Genomic DNA, 15,457 nt, shown 5'->3' with positions numbered 1-15,457 from the left:
CTGCCTAACCCAGACCGGTGCCATCCGTACAGGTTATGAAAGCATTTTCCACCTAAGCTACTCCACCGATGATAACGCCCCAGAACGAAGTAAACAACGATAACGAAAATCAGAACCTCTCCGAAAATACCGAGCACGCCGCGCCCTACAGCGAGCAGCAGGAAAAAGAGAAGGAGTGGAAAAAAATGATGAGCAATGGCAAGGAGGGCAACGACCCTACTGCCTATCGTAACCAGGGCGCCGGCGGCTACACACAGCGCTCCGACCAGAAAGACCAGCTCGAGAACCTGCACATCGGGGGGGCTGAAGGTGTACCCCAGGGCGGCAATGAGCACAACGACGCCGGTGAGCACGCCAGCGGCCCCGGCTTCGAGTCGGAGGGTAGCTACGAGCTGGACTACCAGCTGCGTACCCAGGACCAGAAGCTGGACGAAAAAGGTACCAGCGGCCCCTCGAAGCCAGTAGAAGACTAGCCTTGCTACCCCAGCAAGCTTCAACCCGACCGACCTGCTTCCGTTTTGGAAGCAGGTCGGTCTTTTTATTGGTAGATATTTCAGGAATTACCGACAAAGTTTGCCAAGACTGCCAGTGAAAGGAGGGAAATGGTATAAATGCAAAAATTAGGTTTGCCGCCTGCTTTGCTGCTACCTTTAGGATTCGGGTAAAACCGGCTTGCTGACCCGCAGCAGGGCGGTTTGCTTTTTGTCTTCGCCGCGCACTACCATTCCCACACCTTTTTCACATCAATTTATTTATGAATGCCAAAACAACTACCCCTTTAGAAGACGAAGAAACCACTGGCACGCTGCCCCCGGAAGAGGAGTTATCCTCAGGTAATGGCCGGCTAGCTATTATTGTGGCCCTGCTGGTGGGAGTAGTTGTGCTGGGCTACGTGCTGCTGCCCAGCCAAACCACGCGCCGCATTGCCAATGCCATGCCCGTTATGGAGCTGGGTGAAGCCAGCGTAACCGGCCACCGGATTTCCGAGTCGGCCAAAGCGGAAGCCCCGGGAGAGGATGCTACTGCTGCCGCCCCGGCCCCCACCAATCAGGGAACAAACCGTGCCGCTACTGCCGCGTCGGTGGCGGGCAAACCGGAGGTAGCACCGGCCACCCCGGCTCCCGAGCCTGTAGCCATTGAGCCCGTACCCGCGGCCGCACCAGCCGCCGAGGCTGCTCCCGCGACAGTAGCCATTTCGGGCCGCATTCTGGATGAAGATGGCTACCCCCTGGCAGGAGCCACCGTGATGCTCAAAGGCTCGCGCAAGGCCACCGGCACCGATGCCAACGGCAACTACACGCTGGAAGTACCGGCCGGCGACAATACGCTGGTGTACGGCTACGGCGGCTACGAGGACCAGGAGGTGCACACCCGCAACAACCAGGCGCAGAACGTAACCCTGGTACCCCGCGAAAACGCCCCGCGCCGCCGTCGGCGCTAGAGTGCCCCAGGCCGGCCAGCCCAGGTCGTGCCGCACAACAAAAAGCCCCGCCGGATGTCCGGCGGGGCTTTTTGTTTTCAATGCTGATAGTCAGAGTAATACCCGCTATTGCTCCTCGGTAGTGCCCGCGAAACGCTTGCCGAACAGGAAGTACACCGGGATGCCCAGGGCCACCAGCAGCAGGCCCCGCTGCGCGAACTTGGAGTTTTCGGGGTCAGTGAGCAGGATAAAGCAGAAGGCTGAAGCCAGCACCACGTACAGCAGCGGCACCACCGGGTAGCCGAAAGCGCGGTAGGGGCGGGGTGCCTCGGGGCGGGTGCGGCGCAAAACGAAAATGCCGATGATGGTGATGACGTAGAACAGAATCACGGAGAACATGACGTAGTTGAGCAGCTCGCCGTAAGACCCCGACAAACACAGCCCGCAGGCCCAGGCGCACTGCGCCCATAAGGCCACACTGGGCACACCGGCCTTGTTGAGCCGGCCCATGCCCGGGAAAAATACTCCGTCGCGGGCCATGGCGTAGTAAGCCCGCGCCCCCGACATGAGGATGCTGTTATCGGCGCTGAACGTGCTGATCATGATGAGCACGGCCATTACGTAGGCCCCGGGCGCGCCCAGAATGCTTTCGGCGGCGGCCGTGCCTACCCGCTCATTGGTGGCGTACATGATGCCGCGGCCCAGTACATCGGTGGCGTTTGGGTCGCCGTGCAGGGGTAGCACCAGCAGGTACACCACGTTAATCAGAATGTAGAGCGCCGTAACAATAGCCGTACCTAGCGCCATGCTCATGACAATAGTGCGCTCGGGCCGCACAATCTCGTCGCCCGAGAAGCCGATGTTGTTCCAGGAGTCGGAGCTGAACAGGGAGCCCGTCATGGCCAGGCCAATGGCCGTAACCAGGGCGCTGGTCGTCAGGGGGCTACCCTGGCCCAGCTTGTCGAAGCTCATGGCCTGCCACATGTTCTGAAAGTTCTGGCTGACGGCCGTGTCGTTCATGCCGAAGGTGATGCCGCAGAGAATCAGCAAGGCTAAGGCAACCAGTTTGGTGCTCCCGAACACGTTGGCAATGAGCTTGCCCGAGCGCACCCCGCGGGAGTTGATGAACGTCAGGAAGATTAGCAGGCCGATAGCCAGCAGCTGCACCGTTGTGAATTTGTACTCGCCGCCATCAATGAGCACGTTCTCCTCCGAGAACCACGGAATAAGCACCCCGGTGAAGCGGGCGAAGGCAACGGCCACGGCGGCAATAACCCCGGTCTGAATCACCAGAAACAGCGTCCAGCCATACAGGAAGGCCACCAGCTTGTTGTAGGCCTCGCGCAGGTACACGTACTGGCCCCCTACCTTCGGAAACATCGAGGACAGCTCGCCGTAGCTCACGGCCCCGGCCAGGGTAATAACGCCCGTCAGGAGCCACACCACCAGCAGCCAGCCCGTAGAGCCTACTTTCCGGGCAATGTCAGTAGATACGATGAAGATGCCGGAGCCAATCATGCTGCCGGTTACAATCATGACGGCGTCGAACAGCGTAATGGCCCGCTGAAAATGGCCTGGTTTTTCAGACATAGAGGGAAGGTAGAGAGTGTTTCAGGCCGGAAGATAGAAAACTGGCTTCCAAACCCGTCCTTCTCCCGTAAAGGGTAGGGCCGGTGCTGCCATCCTAATCCCTATTTTTGCCGGCCCACCTCCCTGGGTTTCCCGCATGTCGCAACGAGTACTGGTATTTTTAACGGGTCTGCTGCTGCTTACAGCGCTGGGCTCCTATGTGTACTACCGCCGCACCGTGGCGCGCGTGCCCGTGGACCCCTGGGCCCTGGTACCCGACGACGCCGTGCTGGTAACCGTCACACGGGACCACGCTACGCTGGTGCGCCACCTCAAGGAAACCCAGCTCTGGGACAACCTGATGGCCGTGCGCTACTTCCAGCAGCTGGAAGAAAACCTGGCCGTGGCCGATAGTCTGACCGGCGGACGCCAGGTAGTGCTGCGGTTTCTGGGGCGCAAGCGCGTTCTTACCTCCCTGCACGTGACGGGTCCGGGCCGCTTTGATGTGCTGTTTCAGGTGCCCATCAGCAGCGTGCGGGAGTACCGGCAGGTGCGTGGGCTGATTGAGGGCCTGGGCCGCGACGCCCGCTTTCAGGTAACCACCCGCGAGTACCAGGATCAGCAGCTAACCGAAATCAGGCCCCAAGGCCACGAGGAAGGGGTTACCCTGCTTAATTACCGAAACCATCTGCTCATTAGTGCCAGCCCGGCGCTGGTGGAGGCCGTAGCCCGGCGCCTCGACAATCTGAGTGCGCCCACCGTAGCCGCCGAGTTTCAGAGCACCGACTACTTCCGGCTGCGCGGGGTAGATGCCACCCTGCTCCTGAACCAGCGGCGGCTGCCCCAGCTGCTGAGTGTGTTTTTTCGCCAGGAGTTGAGTCCCGAAATAGCCGCCGTAGCCAGTCTGGCCCGCAACGAAATGACGCAGATGCAGCTGGCGGGCAACAAGGTGGTATTCAATGGCTTTGCCAACCCCGAAACCGCCCACGATGCCCTGCACCAGCGCCTGGTGGGGCAGCCGGCCCAGCGCCTGCGCATGGCCGAGGTGCTGCCCTTGCGCGCGGCCCTGGTGGTGCACCTCGGGCTGGGGCCGGTGGCCGCCCTGCGCGGCCCGCTTCCGCCCCAGCAAGCCTTTCCCGACTCGGCCGTTACCCGCGTGCAGCCCCTGCTGGACAGCCTCACCGCCGAGCTGAGCCAGGAAGTTGCCTTGTGCTACCTGGCTACCCCCTCGGCTAGGGCCCGGCCGGGTAAGCTGGCCCTGGCCTACACGGCCAACCCCGTTAAAGTAGCTAACCTGCTGGGGCAGCTGCGGCGGGCGGTGGGCGCTACCCCTGCTTTCGGGCGGGTAGGGCCCTATCAACTGTACCAAACTGGCGTGCCCCAACTACCGCAGCGGCTGCTGGGGTCGTTGTTTCAGGGCTTCGAGCAGCCCGTGGTAGCGCAGGTAGGCAACTACGTGGCCTTCGGCGACACGGAGCCCGCCCTGCACCAGTGGCTGACCGATGTGGCCGCCGGGGAAGTGTGGAGCCGCTCGCCCACGCAGGTAGCATTTCTGCAGGAAACCCAGCCGATGGCCCGCCTGAGCGTGCTGCTGGATACCCGCAACTGCTGGAACCTGCTGCTGCGCGGGCTGCAGGAAGAGCGGCGGGCCGGCCTGCTGCGCAACGAAACCTTGTTTAAGCGCTTTCCCCAGATTGCCCTGCAATGGGTGCCGGCCGCCAATGAGCAGGAGGCCGGGGCGCAGTATTTCACGCAGTTTGTGCTCCGACACCCGGTAGCAGGTCCCGCCACAGCCCGGCCGCAAAACCCCGATGGTACCGGCAGCGTCCTGGATTTCAAGCTGCCCCTGAGCAGCTCTCCGGAGCTGCTGGCTGTGGCCGGAGCCCGCCTGCCCGGGGTGCTGGTGCAGGACACGGCCCGGATGCTGCACTACGTCACGCCCGATAACGTGGTGGCTTGGTCCGATTCTTTGTCGGGGCCGGTGGTGGGGGCACCGTACCGGCTGCCGGGCGGGGCGGGGCTGCTGCTGGCTACCCCCGGCCAGGTGTATCAATACAACTACCAGGGGCAGCTTCAGCCCAACTTCCCCCTCAACCTCCCCGATACCGTGCGGGCTACCTCCCTGACAGTGTCGCCGCCTGGGGGCGGCGCGGCGGCGCGTCTGCTGGTGGCCGGGGGCAGTGGCAACCTGTTTTTGTATGATACCCAGGGGCATACTTTCCCGGGCTGGCAGCCCAAGCAGCTGGAGTTCCGACTGGTGGGGCCGCCCCAGTACCTGGTGGTGAATGGCCGCGACGTGGTGGTGGTACTCCTGGAAAACGGCTACGTCTATGCCTTCGATCAGGCGGGCGGCACGTACCCCGGCTTTCCTATTAGCGTGGGTGCGCGGCTGGGCAGCGGCGTACTCGTGGAGGCCGGCTCGACCCTGCGCCGGGCCCGCCTCACGGTGGTCAGCCAGCGGGGCGAGCGGGTGAGCTTTAACCTGAGTGGGGAGGTAGTAAGCCGCGGCCGGGTAGCCACCTGGAGCCGCACCTCCCAGTTCCGGCTCATCCCCGATCAGGCCCAACGCACCAGTGTGATTGCGCGCGAAGATGGGGGCCAGCTCACGCTGTTCACGCTCAGCGGCCAGCAGCTCCTGAGCCAGCGCTTTGTTACATCGGCCCCGCGCTCGGTGCAGTATTTCAACTTTGGGCCGGGCCGACAGGTGTACGCCCTCACCGAAACCGGGCCGGGCAAAACCTACCTCTACGACGCCCGCGCCCGCCTCATTGGGGGGCAGCCCTTTGACAGCAGCACCCCGCAGGTTGCCCTGGCCTACGATGCCTCTACCGGCCTGTACCACCTGTACCGGGTGGTAGGCAAAGAGCTCCGCCGCACCGACATTCGGCTGGCGCAGTGAGGTGATGGAGTGATGAGGTTATGAGGTAAATGGTGACAGGTGAGAGGTGAGGAGGAGAAGAGGAAAGCCGGCGGCCAGAAGTCTGGCGCCAGTTTACTTAGCCCTTTACCTTCTCACCTTTTACCTGTTACTATTTACCCCATCACTTCATCACCGCCTCGAAAGCCAGCCCTTGCGGTAGAAGAAAGTGAGCTGGCCAATTACCACTACCAGCATAAAGCTCAGGACGCCCACGTAGCCCCAGGGGCTGTACAGCTCGGGCATGTTGAGGTAGTTGATGCGGCCATTGGGGCCTTCGCGCTGAAAGTTCATGCCGTACAGCCCCACCACGAAGCTCAGTGGGATAAAAATGCTGCTGATGATGGTCAGCACCTTCATGACCTCGTTGGCCCGGTTGCTCTGGTCCGACATGTACAAATCAATCAGGCTGCTGACGGTTTCGCGGTAGCTTTCGGCCAGGTCCAGGGCCTGAATAGCGTGGTCGTAACAGTCGCGGAAGAAGACCTTTATTTCCTCCGGAATTTCCTCGTCGGGCAGGCGCAGGATTTCCGCAATCTTGTCGCGCTCCGGATACACCAGGCGGCGGAAACGCACGATGTCCTTCTTGATGTGCAGAATGCGGTTGAGCACGCGCCTATCGGAGCGGCCCTGAAAAATACGTTCCTCCAGCACTTCCAGGTAGTCGCCGATGGCGGCCATAGTGGGGTAGTAATGGTCCAGCACCACGTCGGTGAGGGCGTAGGCCAGGTACAGGGAAGAGCGGCGCCGGATGGAGCTGCGCATAGAGCGCAGGCGCTGACGCACGGCATCCAGGCAGTCCTCGTAGTCGTCCTGAAACGTGAGCACGTAGTTCGGACCCGTGAAAATGGAGAGTTGGTCGTCGTTGATATCGAGCAGGCGAGTAAACTCCGTCATGCGCGAAACCATAAACAGCCCTTCCTCGCTTTCCTCCACTTTGGCCCGCTGGTAGTCGCCCAGCACGTCCTCCATCTGCAGGGGGTGAATGCGGAAATCGTCCTGCAGGCGCTGCATCAGGGCCAGGTTATTGTAGCCGCGCACGTCAATCCAGTGGCGCAGCTCGGGGTGGGCCCGAAAGTAAACCAGCAGCTCATCGTAGTGCTGATATTCCCGCTCTACCACGTGCTCATTGCCGTAGGAAACCAGAAATAAGCGGGGCGGCAGGGCATCGGGCCGGATGACGAGCGTGCCCGGGCGCTGGCCTACCTGCTGCTCCCGCGCCTGTCGGGTGGCGTTGTGGTCGGCTACCCCGCGGGCTGGTATCTGGTCGTCATCGTCTTCGGGAACAGGAGCCGGGGGCGGGGTCAGGGGGAGGGGAGTAGAGTCAGGAGCGGACATCATCAGGGAAAGCAGAAGCCAATACTGGGAGCAGTTTACGGGATTCGCGCGAAAACTGTCCAGCGCTGCTCCTGTTAGACCCGGCACGATGGGCTACTGCCTGCTAGGCACCCAGGTTAGCCGGTGCGGCCACATTCCGGGCAAAATCCTTGTACTTTCGCCCGCTGACTTGTCCTTATCCGTACCGCCTTGTCGTTGTCTGCCACCGCATCCGTTCTTCTGGGCCCCTTGCCGCTGCCCACCGGGCGCCTGGTAGTACGGCTGCAGCCGGGGAGAGTGGCCGCGCCGGTCCGTCCTACGGCTTACCAGCCCTGGCTCTACCTTACGCCGCCCCACCTGGCTTTGCAGCAGAGCCCCCACGAGCCCCTGCACTTCTTTCTGGAAGATGAGGCCGCCGGCCAGACCGTGGCGCAGCTCTCGGTGTTTGAAACCGAGGACGGGCAGGCCGCCCGCAGCCCCTGGCAGGCCCCGTTTGGCGCGGTGCAGGCCTCTGATTACTTATCGGAGGCAGCCCTGATGGCTTTTCTGGAGGTAGTGCATCGGCACCTGATTCAACGCGGCATCAGGCAGCTGACTTTGCGTCCGCACGCTTTTGCCTACCACCCCCACTTCAGCGCCCGGCTTACCCAGGTGCTGACCCGGCTGGGCTACGAGGTAAGGCTGGCCGAGCTGAACATGCACCTGCCGCTGGCGCAAAGCTACATGGCCGGCCTGCACCCCTCGGAGCGCCGCCGGCTGAAAAAATGCGAGCGGCACGGGCTGCGCTTCGAGCAGGAGCCCCCGCTGCTGCTGCCCTTGGCCTACGATTTTCTGCGCCGGTGCCGCGAGGAAAAAGGCCAGACCCTCTCCATGCCCCTGGAGCGGCTGCAGGAGTTGTTTCGGCAGTTTCCGCGGCAGCATTTTCTGTACTCCGTGCGCGATGCCCAGGGCCAGTGGGCTGCCCTGACGGTGGTTATCCAAGTCAGCGACGACGTGCTGTACAACTTTTACCCGGCTAGTCCGCTGGCTTACAATACCCTGAGCCCTATGGTGCTGCTCAACGCCGGGCTGCACGCCTTCGGGCAGGCCAGCGGCATGCGCCTACTGGACTTGGGCACCTCCACCTTACCCACTGGCCTCAACCACTCGCTGCTGCAGTTTAAGCGCCACTTGGGCGGAGTTCCCAGCCTCAAGCTCACCTTCACCAAAACCTTATAGGGCCCGGGCGGCCCGGCTCTCTGGGTTGGCGGCCGGCCTTATCTTCTAACCTTGCGGGCTATGCTGCCTACCCCCGATTCTGCTCCAGATTCCCGGCCCGAGCCCCGCGCGGCCGTGCTGGGCCGCTTTCTGCGCGGCTCGCTCGGCTCGGGGGTGGCGGTGGGGGCCCGCACGGCCGGGGCGCTGGTGCTGGGTAAGCTGCTGGCCGTGTACGGCGGCCCCGGCGGCCTCACGCTGCTGTCCCACTTCCAGAACCTGATGGCGCTGTTTACCACCCTGCCCAACGATGGGGTGCACGTGGGGCTAGTCAAATACCTGGCTCCGCTGCGGGCCGGCTCGGGCCGCTACCGGGCCTGGCTGGGCGCCGGCGTGCTGCTGAACCTGGCCGCGCTGGGCGTGGCGGCTCTGGCCCTGCTGCTGGTGCCGGGCCCACTGGTGAGCGTATTCGGGCGGGGGCCGGGCTGGGTAGGGGGCCTGCTGGTGGGGCTGGGGCTGCTGACGGGGCACGCCCTGGTGGTGTCGGTGCTGCTGGCGGCGGGGCGGCTGCGGGCCTACGTGGGCCTGACGGTGCTGCTGAGCCTGCTGGGGCCGGTGGCCGTGGGACTCACGCTGCTGGCGGGCGGTACCGTAAGTACGGCGCTACTGGCTTACCTGCTGGCCCAGGGCGCTACGCAGGGCCCGGCCCTGGTGATAGCCCGCCGTGCTGGCCTCCTGCCGGCGCTGCGGGGGCCGGTAAGCCAGGCCAGCCTGCGGGCGCTGGGCCGCTTTCTGTTGATGGCCCTGAGTGTGCTGCTCTTCAGCAAAGCCGTGGATTTCAGCTTGCGGGAGGTGCTGATCTGGCGCTTCGGGCTGGGACCTACCGACCTCTGGCAGGCTGTAGCTAAGCTCTCCGATAATTATACCATGGTGTTTTCGGCAGTGATGAGCAGCGTGTACTACCCCCGGCTGGCCGCCCTGAGCAGCCACCCGAAGCAGCGGGCGCAGCTGGTACGCGCGGTGCTGGCCCTGCTGGCTCCCGGGCTGGCGTTGGGCCTGGGGCTGCTGTGGCTGCTACGCGACCTGCTGCTGCCCCTGCTCTTCGAGCAGCGCTTCGCGCAGGCTACGTTTCTGCTGGCCCCGCAGCTGGCCGCCGACTGGCTGAAGTTTCTGACCTGGGTGCTGCTGTTTCTGCTCACGGCCCAGGCCAGGGTAGGGCGCTACGTGGCCGTGCAGGCGGCCTCGGCGGCGCTGCTGGCCCTCCTGCTGGCGCTGCTGCTGCCGCGCTACGGGCTGCTGGGTGCCCCGCTGGCGCAGGCCGCCCGCTACGGTCTGCTGCTGGGGTGGTGCCTCTGGTATTTCCGGCGGCAGGTAGGTTGGGCCTGAGAATAGCCTGGCCGGGGCTCCCTGGCAGTAGCCGCCCCGAAACTGACGTAACTTGCCGCCCCTATGCCTGCTGCTGCCCACATGCCTCTCGTGTCTATTGTGGCGCTGTGCCACAACCACGCTCCGTTTCTGGAAACGGCCCTCAATTCTATTCTGGCCCAGACCTACGCCAACCTGGAAGTTATTCTGGTAGATGATGCCAGCACGGACGGGAGCCCGGCAGTTCTGCAGCGCTACGCCGCGGCCCACCCGCACTGGCAGCTGCTGTTGCTGCCCGAAAACGTGGGCAACTGCCAGGCTTTTAACCAGGGCTTCCGCCGGTCGAAGGGGGAGTTTGTCATCGATTTTGCTACTGATGATGTGCTGCTGCCCGAGCGTATTAGCAAGCAAGTCAGGCAGTTTGAGCAGGTAGGGTCCCGCTGCGGCATGGTATATTCTGATGCCGAGCTGATTGACGAAGCCGGCCGGCACGTGCGCTACCACTTCCGCCCCGATGCGCAAGGCCAGCTGCAGCCCCGGCCGGCTTCCGGGCTGGTTTTCGCCGATGTGCTGGCCCGTTATTTCATCAGCACCCCTACCATGACCATGCGGCGGGAAACCCTGGAAGAGCTGGGCGGCTACGACGAAACCCTGGCCTATGAGGACTTCGACTTCTGGGTGCGGGCCAGCCGTAACTGGGAGTTTCATTTGCTGCCGGAGGTTACCACCCAGAAGCGCCTGCACCCGCAGTCTATGTCGCGCAAGGGCTACCGTCCCCACGACCCCTACCTGGCCTCTACTATTCAGGTGTGCCGCAAGGCTCTGGCTTTGTGCCGCACCGGGGCCGAGCGGGCCGCCCTGGCCACCCGGGTGCGCTGGGAGCTGCGCCAGGCCGTGCGCCACCGCAACCGCCCCGAAGCCCTCAGCCTCTACCAACTGCTGCGCGAGCTGGACGCCGTGCGCCCCCTCGACTGGCTGCTGCAACTGACCTGCTAGCGGCCTTCTACCTCGAAAAGCGAAACCGGCCCGTCCTGAGCCACCAGTCGGCGCCGTGGGTACCAAATCAGCACCGAGTCGGGGGAGTAGCGGATCAGCTTGCGGGTCAGCTCGTCGTTGGAGAGGGTAGCGCGGTTGAGCAGCAACCAGGCCCGCTGGCCAGGGCGCAGCCGCACCGAGTCGCGGGCCCAGTAGCGGCGGTACTGCAGCCCCTGAGGCACCCGGAAGCCGTAGTAGAAGTCGTAGTTGCCAATCAGGTAGTCATCGACGAAAACGACGCCCTGGGCCGGCCGCTGCAGGTGCTGCCAGATGATGCGGTCTTGCGCGAAATGCCCCGAAACCGAAGGTTTGCCCATAAAGTAAAGCGGCCGGATAGCCAGCACCCCCGCCAGCACCAGCACCGTAGCGGCGGCCAGGCCGGGAGTAGCGCGCCGAATGGCGGCCGGCCAGAACGGGCGGGCGGCCAGCAGCCCAATCAGCACGAAATACAGCCCAGGCAGCGCATATACCACAGCTACGGCACTGCGCAGCCAGGCCGCCATCAGCAGCAAGGCCAGGCCCGCCACCAGCGCCCGCCCACCGGCCTGCTGCACCACCCGGCGCAGCCCGAACCCGGCGGCCAGGGCCAGCGGAGGCAGTAGGGGCGTAGTCATGCGGGGCACCAGCGTGATGGGGTTATACTGGCTCAGGGAAGTGCTGCCAACCCAGTACAGCACCAGCGTCACCAGCCCCAGCAGCAGCCAGAACCGGCGGTCAGAGCTGCCATGCGGAGTGCTGGCCGCCGCTGCCGGACCGGCAGGCATCGGGGCCGTAGGGCCGCCGAAGGCAGCGGCGGCCAGCGTCAGCATCAGCCCCAGCCCTGTCCCGACAAAAAACAGCAGTGGCTGCCCGGTCAGGCGGGAGAACAGGGCCGCCCGGTTGCCGGCCAGGTAGTTACCCTCCTTCAGAAACTCGTTGGTGCGCTCAATCAGGTGCAGGCGGTAGAGGGTATCGTGGGTATAGTGCTGGTAGAAAGCCAGGTAGGCGCCCAGCAACACCGCGCCCGTAGCCAGGGCCGCCCCCCAGAAGCACCCGTGTCGGCGCTGCCAGAGGTCAACTCCCAGCACGCCCAGGTAGAAAGGCAGGTAATACACAATGGTTTCCTTGCTCAGCAGGGCCGCAAACGACAATCCGGCAAAAGCCGCGCCCCACCAGCCCGCCCTGCGGTGCGGCTCCCGGCCCCGCAGCAAGGTGGCGGCCCCGGCCAGGCACCAGAACATCAGGATGTTATCGGGGTAGAGGTAGTTGGTAAGGTTGAGGGTGAAGTAGTGCAGCCCCAGCAGCAGCATGGCCCCGGCCGCTACCACCGGCTCCCGCCGCCGGTACAGCCGCCAGATCAGCACGGCGCAGCCCAGCGTAGCCAGCAGCGGCCACAGGGTGGTGCTGATGATGTTGATGCCAAACAGGGCGTAGCAGGCCGCCACCGGCCCAAAAATGAGGGGCCGCTCCTTCAGCGGGTCGTGTAGCAGGCCCAGCGGATCGGGCTCCACTCGAAACGTGCCGCTCAGCAGCTGCTGGGCGTAGCGAGAGTAGAAATAGTCGTCGAGGGCGTACAGCCCTTCGTGTGTCAGCAGGAAGTAAGCCACCGTCAGGACCACTACCAGCAGCAGCGTCCAGTCGGGCAAACGGGAGGTCAAACGGTTCACGCTGGCAAGGTAGGGGTGAGATGGTGAAATTGTGAGGTTGAAGTTCTGGGGCTCGGTTGACGCTTCCGCGCCAGTTGCGGCAGCTGAACAGTTTCTGCCTACCCCCTGAAATACGCTGAACCTCGGCCGGGTGGGCGTCAGCAACGTCAACCGGCCCGATGACGGAGCCGGCGCACCGGCTGACTGGGACGCGAGTCCTCAGAACGTCAAACTCACCACCCCACAATTTCACCATCTCACCCCTACCTTGCGGGTCATGATGCTTCGTCGGTTTTGTTTGGTGGGGTTGCCCTTGCTGTTGCTACTCCTGAGTGGGGTAGGGCTGGGCTGCTATTTCGAAACCAACGACGACCTGACAATTATTGAGCTGCTGCGCGGCACCACGGCCGCCGCCCCGGTCACGGATCTGCACCTATATTTCCACGGCTACGCTGCCTTGTGGAGCCAGCTGTACACGGCGTATCCGCTAGTGCCGTGGTATGCCCTAACGCTATATGGTCTGCTGTACCTGGCTACGGTACTGGTGTTTGCGGTGCTCTGGCGGCTGTTGCGGCCGAAGCTGGGGGTAGGGGCGCTGGTGCTGCTTCTGGTGCTGTTTTGGGGGGTAGCGTGGCTGGAACACGGTTTCTGGTTTAACTACGCCAGGGTGCCGGTGCTGCTGGCCGGGGCCGGGCTGTTGTTTGCTGCCCAGCGCGCTTCGGTCCGGTGGGCCCTGCTGGTGGGGGTAGGCATGTTTGGGCTGGCCTGGCTGATTCGGCCGAGCGTGGCGCTGCTGGGCGCCCTGGCCGCCGCACCCGGCGTGTGGTGGCTGGCCGGCCGAAAAGGGCTGCCGCTGCTGGCAGGGGTAGGAGCGTGGGCGGCGGCCGGGGCGCTGCTGCTGAACCTGACCTGGAGCCCGGAGGCCGCCACCTTCCGCCGCCTCGATGTGCTCAAGTCTAACATCAATGACTTCCAGCTCACGGCCCCACCTACACAGCCGCTAACTGCGCGGGATAGTCTGGGTCTGGCCGCTGCCCGCCACTGGATGTTTTCCGACTCCACACTGGTGAACGAGGCGTTTTTCCGGCGGGCCGCCCCTTTCAACCCCGCGTACTTTCTGCTGCACACGGCTCCCGCCAAGCTGGCGGCTCTGCCGGCCCAGCTAGCCCGCGACTATTTTCCGCTGCTGCTGCTGCTGGGGGTTACCGCCTTGTTGGGGGGTAGGCCGTCCGGCTCGCGGCGGGGCTTCTGGCTGGTGCAGCTGGCATACACGGGCCTCTTGCTGGGCCTGGGCACTCTGCTGAAGCTGCCGCCCCGGCTGGCCCTCCCTCTGCTCGACTTCTGGGTCCTGAGCAATCTGGTATTTCTTTTTCGGCGCCCAGGCCCGGCTGCTGACCGTCGCGCCGGGCATCTGGTGCTGCTGGTGCTGCTTGGGGTGGCCCTGCCTTATGGCTACAAAGTGTATCACCGCAGCCAGGTGCTGGCCCGGGAGCGGCAGCAAAACCAGGCAGAGCGCCGCCGACAGCTGCGCCTGGCTCACCCGGCGCGTATCATAGTCGCTGATGCCCTCGTGACTACCTACAAGTCGGAGGCGCCTTTTGCGGAAGGCAACCTGTTGGGGCGTAACCAGCCGGCCGGGCAGGTTGATGTGGCCGGCTGGCAAACCCTGCACCCTGCTCAGGCGAGACTCCGGCAGCAACTCACCGGCACCCGCTACTTCCCGGATGCTCTGCGGCACCTGGGCGCGCGGTCCGACGTGGCCTGGGTCCTGACACCCGAGGGGGCCGCCATTATTAATCAGCAACTGCGCCTGGCGCAACGCGCCACGCCTGCCGCTTCTCTGCTGGAGTCAGTGCGCCCCAGTTCAGCCCGGCCTGAAACGGCTCAGCTTTACCGGATGCGTGTAAAATTCCCGCAATAGGGCCCGGAAGCCAAAATTTTGTAGTCCCGCATGGACTTATTCGGTTAGTGACGGGGTAGGAAGAATATACCTTTGGTTTCGAATACTTCTCCCTTTGCCACCCATTGCCATGATTACTGCCTCCGTTACTTCCCGCTCGGAAGTGCTCCAGCACCTTGAATCCTTCGTGAAAGAGAACATGGCTTCGTTCTTGAAAAGCGTGGAAAGCAGCTGGCAGCCCTCCGATTTCCTGCCCGATTCCCGCCTCGATAATTTCTTTGATGAAGTAAAGCTGCTGCGCGAGCGGGCCAAGGAACTCAGCTACGATTTGCTGGCCGTGCTTATCGGCGACACCATTACCGAGGAAGCCCTGCCTAACTACGAGGCTTGGTTTCACGAGCTCGACGACCTGAACCGGGACCCCAACAACGGATGGGCCCAGTGGATCCGGGGCTGGACGGCCGAGGAAAACCGCCACGGCGACCTGCTCAACCGCTACCTCTACCTCTGCGGCCGCGTGAACATGCGCGAGTTTGAGGTCAGCACCCAGTACCTCATTGCCGACGGCTTCGACCTGGGCACCGCCCACGACCCTTACCGGGCTTTCGTGTACACCAGCTACCAGGAAACCGCCACCAATATCTCGCACCGCCGCGTAGGGCAGCTGGCCCGCAAAGCCGGTGACGACCAGCTTTCTAAGCTTTGCGGCATGATTGCCGGCGACGAAACCCGCCACGCCCGCGTCTATAAAACCTTCGTGGAGAAGATCTTCGAGGTCGATCCTTCGGAAATGATGCTGGCCTTCGAGGACATGATGCGCAAGAAGATTGTGATGCCTGCTCACTACATGCGCGAAATGGGCGTAGAAATGGGCAAAACCTTCGGCCATTTCACCGATGCCGCCCAGCGCCTGGGTGTGTACACGAGCCAGGACTACACCGACATTCTGGAAACCCTGATCAAGGACTGGAAAATCGACCAGATTACCGGCCTCAACGGCGCCGCCGAAAAAGGCCGCGAGTACATCATGGCCCTGCCTAACCGCCTGCGCCGCGTAGCGGAACGTATGCCCGTTCCGAAGCTGGAGTACAAGTTCAAATGGATTGAGTAGAAGC

The 15,457-nt window shown here is 63.6% G+C and carries 11 protein-coding genes; 8 read left to right on the top strand and 3 right to left on the bottom strand.

The genetic code is table 11. The features are described from left to right. Nucleotides 1-68: 68 nt before the first annotated feature. Entirely contained in the window at nt 69-473 is a 405-nt protein-coding gene (locus FGZ14_RS06750; RefSeq protein ID WP_139922555.1) for a hypothetical protein, read from the top strand. A 281-nt stretch (nt 474-754) separates the two neighbouring features. Further along, a complete protein-coding gene (locus FGZ14_RS06745) occupies nt 755-1,441 on the top strand; it encodes a carboxypeptidase-like regulatory domain-containing protein (RefSeq protein WP_139922552.1) in 687 nt (228 codons plus the stop codon). 105 nt (nt 1,442-1,546) lie between these two features. Here the strand turns inward: FGZ14_RS06745 and FGZ14_RS06740 are convergent, their stop codons facing one another. After that, nucleotides 1,547-3,010, bottom strand: a complete 1,464-nt coding sequence (locus tag FGZ14_RS06740; protein ID WP_139922550.1) for an APC family permease — start codon at nt 3,008-3,010, stop codon at nt 1,547-1,549. A 136-nt stretch (nt 3,011-3,146) separates the two neighbouring features. Between FGZ14_RS06740 and FGZ14_RS06735 the strand changes: the two genes are divergently transcribed. Next, nucleotides 3,147-5,888, top strand: coding sequence for a hypothetical protein (locus tag FGZ14_RS06735; protein ID WP_139922547.1), 2,742 nt, complete (start codon nt 3,147-3,149; stop codon nt 5,886-5,888). A 150-nt stretch (nt 5,889-6,038) separates the two neighbouring features. On the opposite strand, the gene corA is transcribed toward FGZ14_RS06735, so the two are convergent. After that, the gene (gene corA / locus FGZ14_RS06730; protein WP_139922544.1) at nt 6,039-7,247 is read right to left on the bottom strand and encodes a magnesium/cobalt transporter CorA; all 1,209 of its coding nucleotides are present in this window, start codon (nt 7,245-7,247) and stop codon (nt 6,039-6,041) included. Nucleotides 7,248-7,433: 186 nt separating this feature from the next. Between corA and FGZ14_RS06725 the strand changes: the two genes are divergently transcribed. From FGZ14_RS06725 to FGZ14_RS06715, 3 genes are all read left to right on the top strand, one after another. Then, complete coding sequence (locus FGZ14_RS06725; protein WP_139922540.1) at nt 7,434-8,441, top strand: GNAT family N-acetyltransferase; 1,008 nt, start codon at nt 7,434-7,436, stop codon at nt 8,439-8,441. Nucleotides 8,442-8,501: 60 nt separating this feature from the next. Next, nucleotides 8,502-9,803, top strand: coding sequence for a hypothetical protein (locus FGZ14_RS06720; protein ID WP_139922537.1), 1,302 nt, complete (start codon nt 8,502-8,504; stop codon nt 9,801-9,803). Between the two features lie 81 nt (nt 9,804-9,884). Beyond that, the gene (locus tag FGZ14_RS06715; protein WP_219601065.1) at nt 9,885-10,778 is read left to right on the top strand and encodes a glycosyltransferase; all 894 of its coding nucleotides are present in this window, start codon (nt 9,885-9,887) and stop codon (nt 10,776-10,778) included. Here FGZ14_RS06715 and FGZ14_RS06710 read toward each other — a convergent pair. Next, nucleotides 10,775-12,463, bottom strand: coding sequence for a glycosyltransferase family 39 protein (locus FGZ14_RS06710; protein WP_180754516.1), 1,689 nt, complete (start codon nt 12,461-12,463; stop codon nt 10,775-10,777). The two genes, FGZ14_RS06715 and FGZ14_RS06710, sit on opposite strands and share 4 nt — an antisense overlap. A 256-nt stretch (nt 12,464-12,719) precedes the next feature. Here FGZ14_RS06710 and FGZ14_RS06705 point away from each other — a divergent pair, with 256 nt between their 5' ends. Further along, entirely contained in the window at nt 12,720-14,363 is a 1,644-nt protein-coding gene (locus FGZ14_RS06705; RefSeq protein WP_139922527.1) for a hypothetical protein, read from the top strand. Between the two features lie 109 nt (nt 14,364-14,472). Next, on the top strand, nt 14,473-15,453 hold the full coding sequence (locus FGZ14_RS06700) for an acyl-ACP desaturase (protein ID WP_139922524.1): 981 nt from the start codon (nt 14,473-14,475) through the stop codon (nt 15,451-15,453). The last annotated feature ends 4 nt before the right edge of the window (nt 15,454-15,457 follow it).

It is taken from the genome of Hymenobacter sp. DG01, from assembly GCF_006352025.1.
Lineage (GTDB): Bacteria > Bacteroidota > Bacteroidia > Cytophagales > Hymenobacteraceae > Hymenobacter.
This window is presented reverse-complemented; position numbering and strand designations above follow the sequence as displayed.